The sequence below is a fragment of the Haloferula sargassicola genome (genome assembly GCF_040362925.1).
GTDB classification, from domain to species: domain Bacteria; phylum Verrucomicrobiota; class Verrucomicrobiia; order Verrucomicrobiales; family Akkermansiaceae; genus Haloferula; species Haloferula sargassicola.
This window is the reverse complement of sequence record NZ_BAABRI010000023.1, coordinates 1-15,381: the sequence shown is the minus strand read 5'-3', so window position 1 is coordinate 15,381 and position 15,381 is coordinate 1. Positions and strand designations below refer to the sequence as shown.

General features: G+C 61.0%; 13 protein-coding genes. 9 read left to right on the top strand and 4 right to left on the bottom strand.

Translation table 11 applies throughout. The annotated features are described in order from the left end of the window. The first annotated feature begins 61 nt into the window (after nt 1-61). The 3 genes from ABXH26_RS17405 to ABXH26_RS17395 all read left to right on the top strand — a co-directional run bounded on the left by ABXH26_RS17405 (nt 62) and on the right by ABXH26_RS17395 (nt 3,136). A complete protein-coding gene (locus tag ABXH26_RS17405) occupies nt 62-1,369 on the top strand; it encodes a cytochrome ubiquinol oxidase subunit I (protein ID WP_353568375.1) in 1,308 nt (435 codons plus the stop codon). Continuing rightward, nucleotides 1,366-2,376, top strand: coding sequence for a cytochrome d ubiquinol oxidase subunit II (locus ABXH26_RS17400; RefSeq protein ID WP_353568374.1), 1,011 nt, complete (start codon nt 1,366-1,368; stop codon nt 2,374-2,376). The genes ABXH26_RS17405 and ABXH26_RS17400 overlap by 4 nt, the downstream gene beginning before the upstream one ends. A gap of 70 nt (nt 2,377-2,446) precedes the next feature. Continuing rightward, the gene (locus tag ABXH26_RS17395; protein WP_353568373.1) at nt 2,447-3,136 is read left to right on the top strand and encodes a hypothetical protein; all 690 of its coding nucleotides are present in this window, start codon (nt 2,447-2,449) and stop codon (nt 3,134-3,136) included. A 2-nt stretch (nt 3,137-3,138) separates the two neighbouring features. On the opposite strand, the gene ABXH26_RS17390 is transcribed toward ABXH26_RS17395, so the two are convergent. From ABXH26_RS17390 to ABXH26_RS17380, 3 genes are all read right to left on the bottom strand, one after another. Then, nucleotides 3,139-3,918, bottom strand: a complete 780-nt coding sequence (locus ABXH26_RS17390) for a rhomboid family intramembrane serine protease (protein WP_353568372.1) — start codon at nt 3,916-3,918, stop codon at nt 3,139-3,141. Nucleotides 3,919-4,076: 158 nt separating this feature from the next. Then, nucleotides 4,077-4,550, bottom strand: a complete 474-nt coding sequence (locus ABXH26_RS17385; protein WP_353568371.1) for a DUF6515 family protein — start codon at nt 4,548-4,550, stop codon at nt 4,077-4,079. Nucleotides 4,551-4,727: 177 nt separating this feature from the next. Then, entirely contained in the window at nt 4,728-5,315 is a 588-nt protein-coding gene (locus ABXH26_RS17380; RefSeq protein WP_353568370.1) for an EF-hand domain-containing protein, read from the bottom strand. 644 nt (nt 5,316-5,959) lie between these two features. Here ABXH26_RS17380 and ABXH26_RS17375 point away from each other — a divergent pair. Next, nucleotides 5,960-6,340, top strand: coding sequence for a hypothetical protein (locus ABXH26_RS17375; protein WP_353568369.1), 381 nt, complete (start codon nt 5,960-5,962; stop codon nt 6,338-6,340). A gap of 218 nt (nt 6,341-6,558) precedes the next feature. Here the strand turns inward: ABXH26_RS17375 and ABXH26_RS17370 are convergent, their stop codons facing one another. Beyond that, nucleotides 6,559-7,194, bottom strand: a complete 636-nt coding sequence (locus tag ABXH26_RS17370) for a hypothetical protein (protein ID WP_353568368.1) — start codon at nt 7,192-7,194, stop codon at nt 6,559-6,561. Nucleotides 7,195-8,065: 871 nt separating this feature from the next. Here ABXH26_RS17370 and ABXH26_RS17365 point away from each other — a divergent pair. The 5 genes from ABXH26_RS17365 to ABXH26_RS17345 form a co-directional block, all read left to right on the top strand. Then, on the top strand, nt 8,066-11,071 hold the full coding sequence (locus ABXH26_RS17365) for a type I restriction endonuclease subunit R (RefSeq protein WP_353568410.1): 3,006 nt from the start codon (nt 8,066-8,068) through the stop codon (nt 11,069-11,071). 12 nt (nt 11,072-11,083) lie between these two features. After that, on the top strand, nt 11,084-12,358 hold the full coding sequence (locus tag ABXH26_RS17360; protein WP_353568367.1) for a restriction endonuclease subunit S: 1,275 nt from the start codon (nt 11,084-11,086) through the stop codon (nt 12,356-12,358). Beyond that, nucleotides 12,355-13,485, top strand: a complete 1,131-nt coding sequence (locus ABXH26_RS17355) for an AAA family ATPase (protein ID WP_353568366.1) — start codon at nt 12,355-12,357, stop codon at nt 13,483-13,485. Before ABXH26_RS17360 ends, ABXH26_RS17355 begins: the two co-directional genes overlap by 4 nt. A gap of 6 nt (nt 13,486-13,491) precedes the next feature. Further along, entirely contained in the window at nt 13,492-15,162 is a 1,671-nt protein-coding gene (locus ABXH26_RS17350; protein WP_353568365.1) for a type I restriction-modification system subunit M, read from the top strand. A gap of 27 nt (nt 15,163-15,189) precedes the next feature. Beyond that, nucleotides 15,190-15,381 (top strand): hypothetical protein (locus tag ABXH26_RS17345; RefSeq protein ID WP_353568364.1); only part of this gene is annotated, 192 nt, incomplete at its 3' end.

Genomic DNA, 15,381 nt, shown 5'->3' with positions numbered 1-15,381 from the left:
ATCAAGCTCCATGCAGGTCGTTTCCGTTTGCAGGCGGAGAACCCGATCCTAATCTCGCGCCATGGACAACCTCACCGCCGCGCGGTCGACGATGGCCTTTTCACTGGGGTTCCACATCATTTTCGCGGCCATCGGCATGGTCATGCCTTTCCTGATGTGCGCCGCGCACTACCTGCACCTGAAGGGCCGCGCGGGGCCCTACCTCGAGCTGACGAAGATGTGGATGCGCGGCGTGGCGATCCTGTTCGCGGTCGGCGCGGTCTCCGGCACGGTGCTGTCCTTCGAGCTGGGCCTGCTGTGGCCGGAGTTCATGGAACACGCGGGGCCGATCATCGGCATGCCGTTTTCCTGGGAGGGCACGGCGTTCTTCGTTGAGGCGGTGATGATCGGGCTGTTCCTCTACGGCTGGGATCGCATGAAACCCTGGGTCCACTGGGGAACCGGCCTCGGGGTCGGGATTTCCGGCTTTCTCTCGGGGATCTTCGTGGTGGCGGCAAATTCGTGGATGAACTCGCCCGCGGGCTTCGACTGGGTGGACGGGAAGGCCGAGAACGTCGATCCCGTCGCGGCGATGTTCAACGACGCCTGGCTGCACCAGAGCATCCACATGCAGGTGGCGGCCGTGCAGGCGGTCGGATTTGCCGTCGGCGGCGTGCATGCTTTTCTCTATCTCCGTGGCCGGGCGCGGGAGCTGAACCTGAAGGCGATGAAGATCGCCATGCTCTTCGGCGCCGCGGCGGCAATCGTGCAGCCGATGGTCGGCCACTTCTCCGGCGAGCAGGTGGCCAAGCTGCAGCCGGCGAAGCTGGCGGCGATCGAGGGCCTGTTCGAGACGCAGACTTACGCACCGCTCACGCTCGGCGGCATTCCCGATGAGGAAACGCGGACCATGGACTGGGGCATCGAGATCCCCGGCGCGCTGAGCATCCTCGCCCACCTCGATCCCTCGGCGGAGGTCATCGGTCTCGACCAATATCCCGAGGAGGACTGGCCGCCCGTTCTGATCGTCCACGTGGCCTTCCAGGTGATGGTCGGGCTGGGCATGCTGATGGCGCTGCTCGGACTGCTGTATTTCTGGTTTCTGAAAAAGCGGTCGTTTCCCCGCTGGTTCCTGTGGGCGCTGGCGGGCTCGACGCCGCTCGGCATGCTGGCGATCGAGGCCGGCTGGGTGGTGACGGAGGTCGGCCGCCAGCCGTGGATCATCTACGAGGTCCTTCGTACCAGTGAGGGCGTCACGCCAGTGCCGGGGATGGTCTGGCATTTCCTGCTGTTCCTCGTGCTCTATCTCGGGCTGGCGGGAGTCACCGTGTGGCTGTTCGGCCGGCAGATCCGGGTCACCCAACGCCAGGTGGAGGAGGGCTCGCCATGATCGACATCCTCATCTTCTTCATTGCCGCCTCACTGCTGCTCTACATCCTGCTCGGCGGCTCGGACTTTGGCGCGGGGATCATGGAGCTGCTGCCGGCCCGCGACTACCGCGAGCGGCAAAAGAAGGTCATCAACCGCGCCATGGGCCCGGTGTGGGAGGCCAACCACATCTGGCTGATCCTGATCGTGGTGATCCTGTTCATGGGCTTCCCGCGGATCTTCAGCGTGCTGATGATTTCCCTGCACCTGCCCATGCTCGCGCTGCTGGTGGGCGTGGTCGTGCGCGGCACCATGTTCACCTTCCGCCACTACGATTCGATCCAGACGCCCCGCAGCCAGGGTGCCTACACCTGGCTTTTCGGGCTCTCCAGCCTGTGGAGCGCGGTGTGGCTGGGGATCATCGCCGCCAGCCTGAACCGCGGCCTGATCGAACCCGAAGCCACCGATCCGTGGGCCGCCTACGTGGCTCCATGGTGGGGCTGGTATCCGCTGGCGGTCGGCCTGTTCGTGGCCTGCATCTTCGCCTTCCTCGCCTGCGTGTTTCTCATCGGGGAAACGGAGACCCCGGAGCTGCGGCAGCGTTTCCGCCGGCGCGGCGCGGCTTTCAATGCCGGGGTCATCGTCACCGGCGGCCTGGTGTTCCTCAGCTCGCTGGGCGAGGAGCCGAGCCTCGCGCGGATGTTCCTCGGCCATCCGTGGGCGATGGCTGCCATGGGGCTGGCCACCTTGCTGTTCGTGCTGCTGTGGAGCTTCGTCGCCCGCCGCCGCGCGGTGCTGGCCCGCGTGGTTGCTTCCGGCCAGGTCGTCCTGATCCTGCTCGGCTGGTGGCTGCTCTACGCGCCGAATGCCGCCATCACCGCCGAGGGCCCGATGAGTTTCTATGCCGAGGCCGCCCCGCCCGCGACCCAGCGCCAGCTGGTGCTCGCCCTGCTCGTCGGCAGCGCCTTCATTTTCCCCAGCCTCATTTTCCTGCTGCGGGTTTTTAAAACGAAGCGGGCGCAGGGGTAGGACCCACTTCGCTTTCCGGCGACCCGATTTCCGCTTGGCAGCCGGACCGGTCGGTGGCTCGTTCCGGCGCGTGAACGAGATGCCGCCCGCCGCCGTGAGAGAAGCCCCGTGGAAGGCGGGCGTGCGGGCGGCCCGGGCGAACCTCGTGCCCGGCCTGGTCGTCCAGCTCACCATGGTCGGCCTGCTGGTCAGCTACGACGTTTACCCGACTTTCCGCGAGGCGCTCGGGCACCTGGCCGAAACCAAGGTCCGGTGGGGCTGGATCTACAGCGGCCTCTCCGGCGCCGTCGCCGGCGGCGTGTTGCCCGAGCTGCTGCGCATCTTCGTTTTCCAGAAAGGACGCCTCCGCCGCTCGAACCTCTCCGAGCTGGGGTTCGCGATTCCCTTCTGGGCCGTCATGGGCATCGCGGTCGATTTCTTTTACCGCGGCCAGGCCCTGATGTTCGGCGATGAGGCGAAGCCCTCCGTCGTGATCCCGCAGGTGCTGGTCGATCAGTTCCTGTTCACGCCCTTCTATGCGAACCCGGTCACCGTCTGGCTCTACGGCTGGAAAAACCGCGGCTACCGCTGGCCGGAGCGGGCGTTCACGCTCGGCTTTTTTCGCGAGAAGATGCTGCCGGCCCTGATCGCCAACTGGGGCGTGTGGATCCCCATCGTCTGCGTCATCTACACCCTGCCGGAGCCGGTCCAGATCCCCATGTTCTCGCTGGCGCTCTCCATGTGGGTCATGCTCTACAGCTGGATCGCCCGCGAGGGCTGAGCTCACCGCCGCCGGGGGTAGCGGGAAACGAGATCATCGTCCCGTTTCGCGATCCTGCGAAAGGCGGTGTCCGGCTCATGATCCATGCCCAGCCTCGAGAGCGCACCCGCGATCAGCCCGGCGAAGAAGCCGCCGATGTGCGCGGCATAGGCCACGCCCCCGGTCTGCTCGGAGGCCATGATCTGGCCGCCACCGTTCGCGAACTGCAGCAGGATCCACAGACCCAGCACCAGCACCGCCGGCAGCGAGACCATGCGGAAGAACAGCAGGCAGTGCACCCGGTTGGTCGGAAACAGCACCATGTAGGCGCCGAGCACCCCGGAGATCGCACCGGAGGCCCCCAGCGTGGGGATGATGCTGTCCGGATCCACCGCGATCTGGGCGAAGGTCGCCGCGATCCCGCTCACCAGATAGAAGATCAGGAAACGCACCGCGCCGAAGCGGTGCTCCACGTTGTCGCCGAAGATCCACAGATAAAGCATGTTCCCTCCGAGGTGCAGCCAGCCTCCGTGCATGAACATCGCGCTGAGCACCGTCAGCTGGATCGGCACCGGCCCGGCCGCGTGCCGGATCGCCACCTCCTGCCCGCCGAGCGTGGCCGTGACCGTCCCGACCAGGTCCTTGCCGGTCGTGATTTCCGCGGGCACCGCCGCGAAGCCGTAGGAGAACGCCGGGTGGAGGTACTGCAGCAGAAAAAGGGCGACGTTTGCCGCCAGCACGAAGATCGTCACCCACGCCGGGCGGACCAGGGTGCTGTCGTCATCGCTGATGGGAAAGAACATCGGATCGGCCGTCGGGGTGCCGCACCATGGCGCGCTTCCCGCCATCTTGCCAGTCCTTGCTTCGAAAGCCTCCGCGAGGCCGGAAACGAAAGAAACGAAACGGCCGGCCCCGTCGATGGGGCCGGCCGCCGGTTCATCTGCCTACCATGCAAAAGGGATTAGAAAGGATTGGCGACGATCACGTAGCCGTTGTCGCGAGGCACATAGTAGGTGTCGTTCGCCACGTAGTAGCGCGTGCCGCCACGATTGATCACGCGGTAGCCGCGGGGCAGCGTCTGCACGTAGTTGTTGCCGCGGTGGCGGTTGTCGCGGCGGTCGTGCCAGTTGTCGATGCCGTCGTGGTCGCGATCCCCGTCGGGGCCGTAATGGTGATCGTGTCCGCGTCCGCCGCGGTTCGGAGCTTCCACCACCACGTAGCGATTGCCCCGGGGGCGGTAGTAGGTGTTGTTGTGGCGGTAGTAGGTGGTGCCGCCGATATCGACCGTGTTGTAGCCGGAAGGCAGGGTATTGATCACATAGCCCGGCTGGTAGGTCGTCGCGCCGGCGGCTCCATAGTAGGGATCCACACAGCTGGAAAAAGCGAGGGCTGCGCCGGTGGCGGCGAGGGTCAGAATGGCATGTTTGAGTTTCATGGGATCGGTAGTGGTTGAGGCAGTGCCTGTTCTCCACCGACCCTCGCAATCCCCGGTCCAGCCCGGCCGATCCGAACGCAAGCCCCTGAGGGCGAACCCTTCACGTGCCTCCTCATCAGCTTCCGCCGCCGGTCCCTTCATGCAGGCCGCACGTCGATGACGGACCAGGCGTGCCTTTTACAATGCCCAGACGCCGGGCCGCTGGAAGAAAGCCCAGCCATAGAATCCGCCGAAGACAGGCCGGATCCGGATCCCGAATTCATACTCGCTCAGCAGCGAGTCATCATCGCGGTCCAGGCGGTCGAAGGTGCGGAGCAGGCGCTGCCACGACTGGTTCTGGCCCACGGTGGTGGCGTACTCCTCCGGGTCCAGGTGGTTGTCCTCATCCACGTCCGCCAGGTCGAAGGTCTCCTGCTTCGAGGGGCGGCCGCCCATGCGCCCGCCGCGCGAGGCCAGGTATTCCACCCGGTCGACGCCGCCGTTCTCGTCGGCGTCCGCGTAGTTGAAGCGGAACTGCGCCTGCACCAGCGAGGATGAAGCCGGCTGCGTCTGCAGCCATTCGATGGAGTCCAGTTTGCCGTCATTATTGACGTCAAAACGTAAGAAACGGCGTTCCATGAAGCTCATCGGCGCGGCCGAAAGACTTCCGATCAAAAAGGCGAAAAGCAAAACGATTTTCATAAGGGTGGTCGAAAAGTTCGGAATTCCTAAATAAACGGCCTTTATTCCCCGGTCAAGGCGGGTTTTTTCAAATTTCTCCGCCATGCCATGACGGCTCGAGTCGTGTCGGCCACCCTTGTGGTAAATGGCGGGCCTTCACACGCATGCTGGGAAATGGAAACGTGTGGCGGGGATCCAGGGAGGCACGAAGGACGGCGGGAGTGGGGAACCACGAAATCGGCGAAAAGGGCCAAACCTGGAGAGCGATAGCAACCCTCTCCCCATGCGAAGCCAAATCGGCATGGCGTGAGCACAGCGAGGGCAAGTCCTTGGTCCGTGATCGATAAAGGAGCGGCGTGCCTATGGCCGCCGGCCCTGCGAGCCCGCCCCATTTTGCCTCCTACGAACAAGCTCGAACGCCCGCCACGGTCGTGCTTGGTGCTTTGCTCCCTGCTCCCTGCTCCCTGCTCCCTGCTCCCTGCTCCCTGCTCCCCGCTCCCCGCTCCCCGCTCCCCGGGAGACCGCCAGCGAGGCCGGCCGAGCCCAGTGCTTCAAGATGCATGGTCGTGGATCATCGAACCAACGACGAAGGCCCATCTCCGCAGCACGAAGTGGAATTCAGGGGATATATGCAGTTTCTCGTTCTCTCCCCGGTATCTCTCGTTCGAGAGTGAATCCCCCCGTGCGGTTTTCCGTGCATCCCCACCTCCCGATTTCTCGCGCACCTGTCCTCCGCCGCGGCCTCCGCGGTGGCCGATGCCATCATCCCCCCGCGCGCCATCTCCCTGCCCGACTTCCTGATCTCCCCGCCGGAGCCCTCGGAAAGCCCGCCGGAGTCCTCGGAAAACCCGCCGGACCCCTCGGAAAGCCTGCCGGAGCCCTCGGAAAGCCCGCCGGAGCCCTCGGAAAGCCCGCCGGAGCCCTCGGAAAGGCTGCCGGAGCCCTCGGAAAGGCTGCCGGAGCCCTCGGAAAGCCCGCCGGAGCACTTGGAAAGCCTGTCGGAGCACTTGGAAAGCCTTCCGGAGCACTTGGAAAGCCTTCCGGAGCACTTGGAAAGCCTGTCGGAGCACTTGGATAGCCTTCCGGAGTGCTCGGAAAGGCTCCCGGAGCACTCGGAAAGCCCGGGCTGAGATCCCCGATCCCCGATCCACGATCCACGATCCACGATCTCCCATCTCCATCTCCATCTACCATCTCCCATCTCCCATCTCCCATCTCCCATCTCCCATCTACCATCTCCCATCTACCATCTACCATCTACCATCTACCATCTCGAAAAAAGCCGCGACCCACGACGGGCAGCGGCTTTTTGATGCGACGGGAAGTCGATGGCTTCTCGGCGGCTTCCTCACATGCTCCACTGGGTCACCGGCAGGCTCCAATCGGAGGAGCCGGTGGCACCGCCGATCGCGCGGGCCTGCAGGGAGTAGCGCTTGCCGGGGATCAGGCCGCCCACTTCCGCGCCGCGGGCGCGGGTCGAGAGCGCGCCCAGTCTGTAGTCGCCGGGTGCCCCGTCTTCGCCCAGGATCGCCACGTCGATCTGGTAGCTCTTGGCGTTCGTCACCCGCTCCAGGTTCACCTTGAAGCGGCCCCCGCCTGCCGGCTGCACCGCCAGGATCACCGGGGCGGCCAGCGTTTCCGAGGCCCGGTTCTTGCTCACCGCCTCAAACCCGCTGGATAGGATCACCGCCAGGTTGTTGTTCGCGGTGTCCTGCACGTAACCCGCCAGCGTCCGCATCAGACCGATCAGCGTCTGCCTCTTCTCATTCTTCACCGCCGTGTTGGCCGTGCCGCCCTGGGCCATGTCCGCCATCGCCGTGCTGAAGGCGGTCAAGGCTTCCCTCAGATCCGCTTCCGCCACCGGTGGGGTGGCGAAGGCGGCGTTCCCATACAGGTTCACCAGCACATCATGGGTGCGGGCTTCGAGGACGTGGTCGGATGCCTGGGCAAAGCCCACGTTCACGCGTTGTCTTGACGTATTCATGCGTTGTTGTGTCTGTGTTTTGGTCGATGATTTCCGGATGCCGATGTGCGTCCTTCCATCGTCACCATGATTCCAGAGTCATGCCACGGCGCCCATGCCTTCATGTCGGAATAGACAGTATTTAAGGAAATATAACCTTCGTAAACCACTGAAATAGTAGGAATTGTGATGAAATGAATGAAGTTGAAGGTGGTTTCATGGGTCGGTCGACCGCCGGTCGAGGTATGTGATGTGTGTCATAATGCGACCCTGATGAGGCCCATGGTCGACCCAGATCCATGCCGGAAAAATCGTGTTCTCCGTCGCCAAAGCCTCGTGTCAGGACCTCATGACTTCCGTGATATCCGGCCTTTTCATCACCCGATGAACCGTTTCGGAATCCGGAAACCGGCTTTCGGTGTCCGGGATTCCATTTTCGGAACCCAAAAGCCGGAGCAGTTCATCCAGAAACGAGTTATTTGAGTCCGAAAGTGCCGTTTCTGGTGCCCGTTCCGGCGAATCTTGATCCCGAAAGGGCGTTTCGGCACTCAGACACGCCCTTCGAAAGCCCTGATACGGAGCTTCTGGATGCCAAAGGGCCGATCTGGATCCCGAACTGTGGCTTTTGGGGAGAGCAATTCGATCCCGTGCGGCCTGGACCGCGTTTTCGCCACGCGACCTTCGGCCGGGTCTCATGGCGAGAATCCAGCCGCACGACCAAGCGTGATTCAGCTTGAGGGCGGAGACTCGCACTGACGATGAGTCAGCCATCGCAAGAGAACATCCCACAGCCTTGCCAAGAACGGCTGGAATTTTCTAATTTCCACCCGTGCCAGCCCGCAAGCGGAACGCCATATCCAAGTACGACTTCCCTCCGGATCCTCCGTCATTCCTGAAGGAAGGCGATGTTGAGGACGACCTCATCCAGAAGCTCACCAATCTTAAATACACCTACCGCCCCGACATTCGGGACCGAGCCGCCCTCGAAGCCAATTTCCGCGAGAAATTTGAGCGCCTCCACGCCGTCAAACTCACCGACACCGAGTTCTCCCGACTGCTCGAACAAATCACTGATGCCGACGTCTACCAGTCCGCCCAGACCCTGCGTCAGATCAACGACTTCCAGCGCGACGACGGCACACCGCTCAACTTCACCCTCGTGAACATTCGCGACTGGTGCAAAAACGACTTCGAGGTCGTCAACCAGCTGCGCATCAACCACGATACCAGCCACCATCGCTACGACGTCCATCTCCTCATCAACGGTATTCCCTGCGTCCAGATCGAGCTGAAGACCCTGGAGGTCACCCCACGCCGCGCGATGCAGCAGATCGTCGACTACAAGTCCGATCCCGGAAACGGCTACACCAACACCCTGCTGTCATTCGTCCAGCTCTTCATCGTCAGCAACCGCAGCAAGACCCACTACTTCGCCAACAACAACAACGAGCATTTCGCCTTCGATGCCGACGAGCGCTTCCTGCCCGTCTACCAGTGGGCCACCCGCCGCAACAACAAGATCACCGGCCTCGAGCAGTTCGCCGACACCTTCCTGCAAAAGTGCCACCTCGGCCACATCATCAGCCGCTACATGGTGCTCGTCGCCACCGAGCGCAAGCTGCTTATGATGCGCCCCTACCAGATCTACGCCGTCAAGGACATCGTCGACTGCATCCACCAGAACAGCGGCAACGGCTACATCTGGCACACCACCGGATCGGGGAAAACCCTCACCTCCTTCAAGGCATCCACCCTGCTCAAGGACAACCCCGACATCCAGAAATGCCTCTTCGTCGTCGATAGGAAAGACCTCGACCGCCAGACCCGCGAGGAGTTCAACAAGTTCCAGGAAGGCTGCGTCGAGGAAAACGCCAATACCTACTCCCTCGTCCGCCGGCTGCTCTCCGACGACTACGCCGACAAGGTCATCGTCACCACCATCCAGAAGCTCGGCCTCGCCCTCGACGAGAACTCCAAGCGCAACACCAACCGCAAGGGACAGGGCAAACAAACCTACAAGGAACAGCTCGCCCCCTTGGCCGACCAGCGCGTCGCCATTATCTTTGACGAATGCCACCGCTCGCAGTTCGGCGAGAGCCATCAGGCAATTAAGAGGTTCTTCCCCAAGGCTCAGCTCTTCGGTTTCACCGGCACGCCCATCTTCGAGAAAAACTCGACCGCCAAGCAGATCAACCACGAGGAGGCAGGTGCCCTAGCGACCTACAAGACCACCGAGGATATCTTCCAGCAGGAGCTGCACAAATACACCATCACCCACGCCATCGACGACCAGAACGTGCTCCGCTTCAAGGTCGACTACTTCGCTCCCGAGAAGGAGAAGGGGAAGAAGACGCCCAAGCCGCCGTTCCCCAAGCGCGCCATCGTCGAGGAAATCCTCAACCGCCACGACCCGACCACCGGGCAGCGCAAGTTCAACGCCCTCTTCGCCACCGCCTCGATCAACGACGCCATCGCCTACCACCAGCTCTTCACCGAGATCCAGCAGGAACGCGCCGCCGCCGATCCCGATTTCCGCCCGCTGAACATCGCCTGCGTTTTCTCACCGCCCGCCGAACCCATCGCCGAGGACCTGCCCCAGGAGCAGGAGGACAACAAGACCGACCCCGACGGCAAGAAAGCCGCCCTCGAGGCCATTATTGCCGACTACAACAGCCGCTTCGGCACCAACCACACCGTCAGCAAATTCGACGAGTATTACCAGGACGTGCAGGACCGCATCAAGGCCCAGCGCTTCCCCCTCGCCGACCTGCGTAAGGCCGAGCCGAAGGCCAAGGCGCACAAGATCGACATCACCATCGTCGTCGACATGCTCCTCACCGGCTTCGACTCGAAGTTCCTCAACACTCTCTACGTCGACAAGAATCTCCGCCACCACGGCCTCATCCAGGCTTTCTCACGCACCAACCGCGTGCTCAACGACACCAAGCCCCACGGGCACATCCTCGACTTCCGCCAGCAGCAGGCCGCCGTCGATGAAGCCATCAAGATGTTCTCCGGCGAGCACGAGGAAAAAGCCAAGAACATCTGGCTGGTCGATCCCGCCCCCGTCGTAATCGGGCAACTCGAAGAGGCGGTGAAGAACCTCGAAAAGTTCATGGAGTCCCAAGGGCTCGATTGCACCCCCGAGCAGGTGCCCAACCTGAGGGGCGACAAAGCCCGCGCCCAGTTCTGTAAGACCTACAAGGAGGTCCAGCGCCTCAAGGTCCAGCTCGACCAATACACCGATCTTACACCCGAGCAAAAGGCCGCCATCGAGCAGACCCTGCCCACCGATACCCACCGGTCCTTCAGGAGCCAATACATCGACACCGCCCACGATCTGAAACGCGGTCGCGAGACCGGCGGCGACGACACCCCGCCCGAGGTTGATGAGCTCGACTTCGAGTTCGTCCTCTTCCACACCGCCACCATCGACTACGATTATATCATGGAGCTCGTCGCCAAGGCCGATGGCAAGAAGCCCGGCAAGCAGAAGATGACCCGCGCCCAGCTCGTTGCTCTCATCGCCTCTGATGCCAAATTCGCCGACCAGCGCGAACTCCTCACCGCCTACATCAACCAGCTCGACCTCGGCCAGAACCGCAGCAAGGAGGAAATCCTCGAAGGCTACGAGACCTACAAGTCCGAGCACGAAAAGCAGGCCCTCGTCACCATCGCCCAGACCCACGGCCTCGCGGCCGAGGCTCTGAAAGCCTTCACCGACGAAATCCTCAGCCGCCTCGTCTTCGATGGCGAACGCCTCACCGACCTCATGGCGCCCCTCGGCCTCGGCTGGAAAGACCGCCGCCAGGCCGAACTCGCCCTCATGGCCGACCTCCGCCCCCTCCTCGAACAACGCGCCAACGGCCAATCCATCTCCGGCCTCGAAACCCACTAGCACTGATCCACCATGCCGAAGACGAAAGAGAAAAAGGCGTTGATGCCCGAGCTTCGGTTCCCCGAGTTTGAGGGGGAGTGGAGCGAGACATCTCTGAAAAGCATCTCAACGCGAATTCGCAAGAAGGTTGGCGAGAAAAAACTGACACCGGTGAGCATTACCGCAGGGGTCGGATTCGTGGACCAAACCAAGAAATTCGGGCGACGCATTGCAGGCGCACAATACAAGAACTACATCCATGTTCGACGCGGAGACTTCGTCTATAACAAAGGAAACTCAAAAACCTTCGCGCAGGGCTGCATCTACCAGCTCAAAGAGTTTGACGAGGCAGCAGCATCTACCGCGTTCATCTGTTTCAAACTGGATGAGGACTGTATTGACCACTACTTCCGGAATCTCTTCGAGTGCAATACTCACGGAAAACAACTGCGGAAGTTCATCACGAGCGGAGCGCGAAGCGACGGATTGCTCAACATCAATCCGGATGACTTTTTCAGTATTCAACTCCCCATTCCACCCACCAAACCCGAACAACAAAAAATCGCCGACTGCCTGGACAGCTTGGATGAACTGATCGCCGCGCGCATTGCCAAGCTCGCCGCCCTCCAAGACCACAAAAAAGGCCTCCTTCAGCAACTCTTCCCCGCCCCCGGCCAAACCATCCCCAAGCTCCGCTTCCCAGGCTTTGAGGGGGAGTGGGAAGAAACAACGTGGGCAGAGTTGGTAACATTCAAATCGGGAGGAACGCCCGCGAAAAGCAATCAATCATTCTGGAATGGTGATATTCCTTGGGTAACGGCGAAAGACATGAAAGAGATTTGTCTTTCTGATACTCAGGAGCACATATCAGAAGAAGCTGTGAAGAACGGGGCGAAGATTGCTCGCGAATCATCAGTGCTGATTCTGGTCAGAGGCATGACCCTCTTTAAGGATCTTCCAATCGTTTTCTTACAGAGGGATATGAGTTTCAATCAGGATGTTAAAGCTCTCTGGACGAGGGGTAATGCGGATCAAAGCTTTTTGCCATTCCTTCTGTTGGGGAATAAAGCAGAAATTCTCGAGGCAGTAGATGCTGCTGGCCATGGAACAGGTAGGCTCAACATGGACGACTTTAAGTCTATGCCGGTGTGTTGCCCCACACACCCCGAACAACAAAAAATCGCCGACTGTCTCAGCTCGCTCGATGCCCTGATCACCGCTGAGGCCGACCTCATCGCCGCCCTCAAACAGCACAAGAGGGGCCTCATGCAAAAACTCTTCCCTAACCCGGAAAGGAGCAAGGCATGAGCGGCATCCGCGCCTACCGGAATTTGCGCAATCTCGTCACCCGTCTTCGGGACGATCTGAACGGCGGCGGGCAGGACGTCCTCCTTCTCTATGCCTACAATCGAACGGGGAAGACACGGCTATCCATGGAGTTCAAGGATGCGGGCAAACGAAGCGTTGCGCGGGACACCCTGTATTTCAATGCCTACACCGAGGATCTCTTCGTATGGGAGAACGATCTGGAAAACGATGAGATTCGTTACCTGCGGCTGAACAGGGATTCCAACTTCTTCAACGGGCTGGACGATCTGGCTTTGGACGAAACCATCGCGGGCTTTCTCAGCCGCTACGCGGATCTCGAATTCCATATTGATTACGAGGAATGGATTGTCTCGTTCCAAAAGGAGGATCAGGATGCCATCAAGATCTCTCGGGGCGAGCAGAATATTTTCATCTGGTGCCTTTTCATGGCCATTTGCGAGAGGGTTCTGGACGGGCATGTTGCCTATCAATGGGTGAATTATCTGTACATCGACGACCCGATTTCTTCGCTCGACGACAACAACGCCATCTCCGTCGCCTGTGACCTTGCCAAGCTTCTCCGGCGTGCCGGCTATCGGACATACGGAAATAACGATCCTGCTCCTGTAAAGGTCGTCTTCTCCTCGCACCACAGCCTCTTCTTCAACGTGATGTGTAATGAGCTCGGCAGAAGCCAAGAGGGCGAACCGAAAGTGAAGCACAAACGCTATTTCCTCCATCGCCCGAACAACGAGGGTCGCTACACCCTTCGCGCCACCGAGGACACCCCCTACTTCCACCACGTCGCCAGTCTCGCCGAACTGCAAAAGGCCGCCGATCCCGACACCGGCACCCTCTACACCTTTCACTTCAATGCCCTGCGCAGCATCATGGAGAAGACCTCCTCCTTTTTCGGCCACAAGGACATTTCCTTCTGCCTCAAGGTGCTCGACAACGAGGAAGACCAGGCCCTTTTCAACCGCGCCCTGAATCTCCTCAGCCACGGTAAATACGCGATCCACGAGCCCACCGTGATGGGCGAAGACAACCAACAGCTCTTTCGCCGTATCCTCCGCGAGTTCGTCGAGCGTTTCCAGTTCGAGCTCCCCGAGATTCTCAATTCCTGATTTTCCATGACCCAGCAAGACCAAGCCCAACTCGGCAAAACCCTCTGGAACATCGCCGATCAGCTACGTGGCGCGATGAGCGCGGACGACTTCCGCGACTACATGCTTTCCTTTCTTTTCCTCCGCTACCTTTCGGACAACTACGTCGATGCGGTGAAGAAGGAGCTGGGGAAGGATTACCCGGAGCAGACCGATGACAACGAGCTTCGCTACACGCCGCTGAAGAAGTGGTATGAGGAGAATTCGGGCGACGTTGAGGAGTTCGAGAAGCTGATGCGCAGCAAGGTGCACTACATCATCAAGCCCGAGTTCCTCTGGAGCCACATTGCGGAGCTGGCGCGGGTGCAGAGCCCCTACCTGCTGGATACCTTGCAGAACGGTTTCAAATACATCGAGAACGAGTCGTTTGACCGCACGTTCCGGGGACTTTTCTCGGAGATTAACTTAGCTTCAGAAAAACTCGGCAGAGACCTCACCGCCCGTAACAAGAAGCTCGTCAGCATCATCGGCGAGATTGCCAAGGGCCTCGCGAAATTCTCCACTGACCGCGACACCCTCGGCGATGCCTACGAGTACCTCATTGGCCAGTTCGCGGCAGGCTCCGGCAAGAAGGCGGGCGAGTTCTACACCCCGCAGCAGATTTCCGACATCCTCTCCGCCATCGTCACCCTCGACAGCCAGGAGCCGAAGACCGGCAAGCGGAACAAACTCGACAAGGTGCTCGACTTCGCCTGTGGCTCCGGCTCGTTGCTCCTGAACATCCGCCGCCGCATGGGATCACGCGGCATCGGCCACATCTACGGGCAGGAAAAGAACATCACCACCTACAACCTCGCGCGGATGAACATGCTGCTGCACGGGGTGAAGGACGCGGAGTTCGAGATCCATCACGGCGACACCCTGCTCAACGAGTGGGACCTGTTTCGCGAAGAAAACCCGGCGAAGAAACCGCAGTTCGATGCCGTCGTCGCCAACCCGCCGTTTTCGTTGCGCTGGGATCCAAAAGAGGAAACCTCGAAGGACGTGCGCTTCAAGAACCACGGTGTCGCCCCGAAATCCGCCGCCGACTTCGCCTTCCTCCTGCACGGCTTCCATTTCCTCAAGGAGGACGGAGTGATGGCCATCATCCTGCCGCACGGCGTGCTTTTCCGAGGCGGTCAGGAAAAGAAGATCCGCGAGAAGCTGCTCAAGGACGGCCACATCGACACCGTGATCGGCCTGCCCGCCAACCTCTTCTACTCCACCGGTATCCCTGTGTGCATCCTCGTGCTCAAGAAGTGCAAGAAGCCGGACGACGTGCTCTTCATCAACGCGAGCGAGGGCTACGCCAAGGACAAGCGCCAGAACCGCCTGCGGACCGGTGGCAACGGCGAACCGGACGACATTCAGAAGATCATCGACACCTACACCCACCGCACGGAGGAGGAACGGTACTCCCGCCGCGTGGGGATGAAGGAGATTGCGGAGAACGACTACAACCTCAATATCACTCGCTACGTCAGCACCGCCAAGCCTGAGCAAGTGATCGATCTAACGAAGACTCACAAGGCGATCGTCGCGGCCCACAAGGACATTCGGGAAATGACCGCGAAGCACAACGAGTTCCTCAAGGAGCTGGGCATTCCCCTCTTGCCAGGAGACGCCTCGGGTGGCTCTGGTGTAAAGACTATGAAATAGGGGACTACCGCAGCTGGCTTACGAAGCATGGACTTCTACGCGCGGGTTCCTGAAGAGGAGATGGAGCCGCTCATCGCCGGATGGTCCCACGGCCTGGGCATCGATGGGAAGACGCTGAGGGTCTGGATCGAGAATCAACTGTGGGAGAGCACGGGAGGCATCCGGCTCCCGGCCACCCTCGCGAATGGATCAGGCTGGATCGATGTCGGGCGGAGGGAT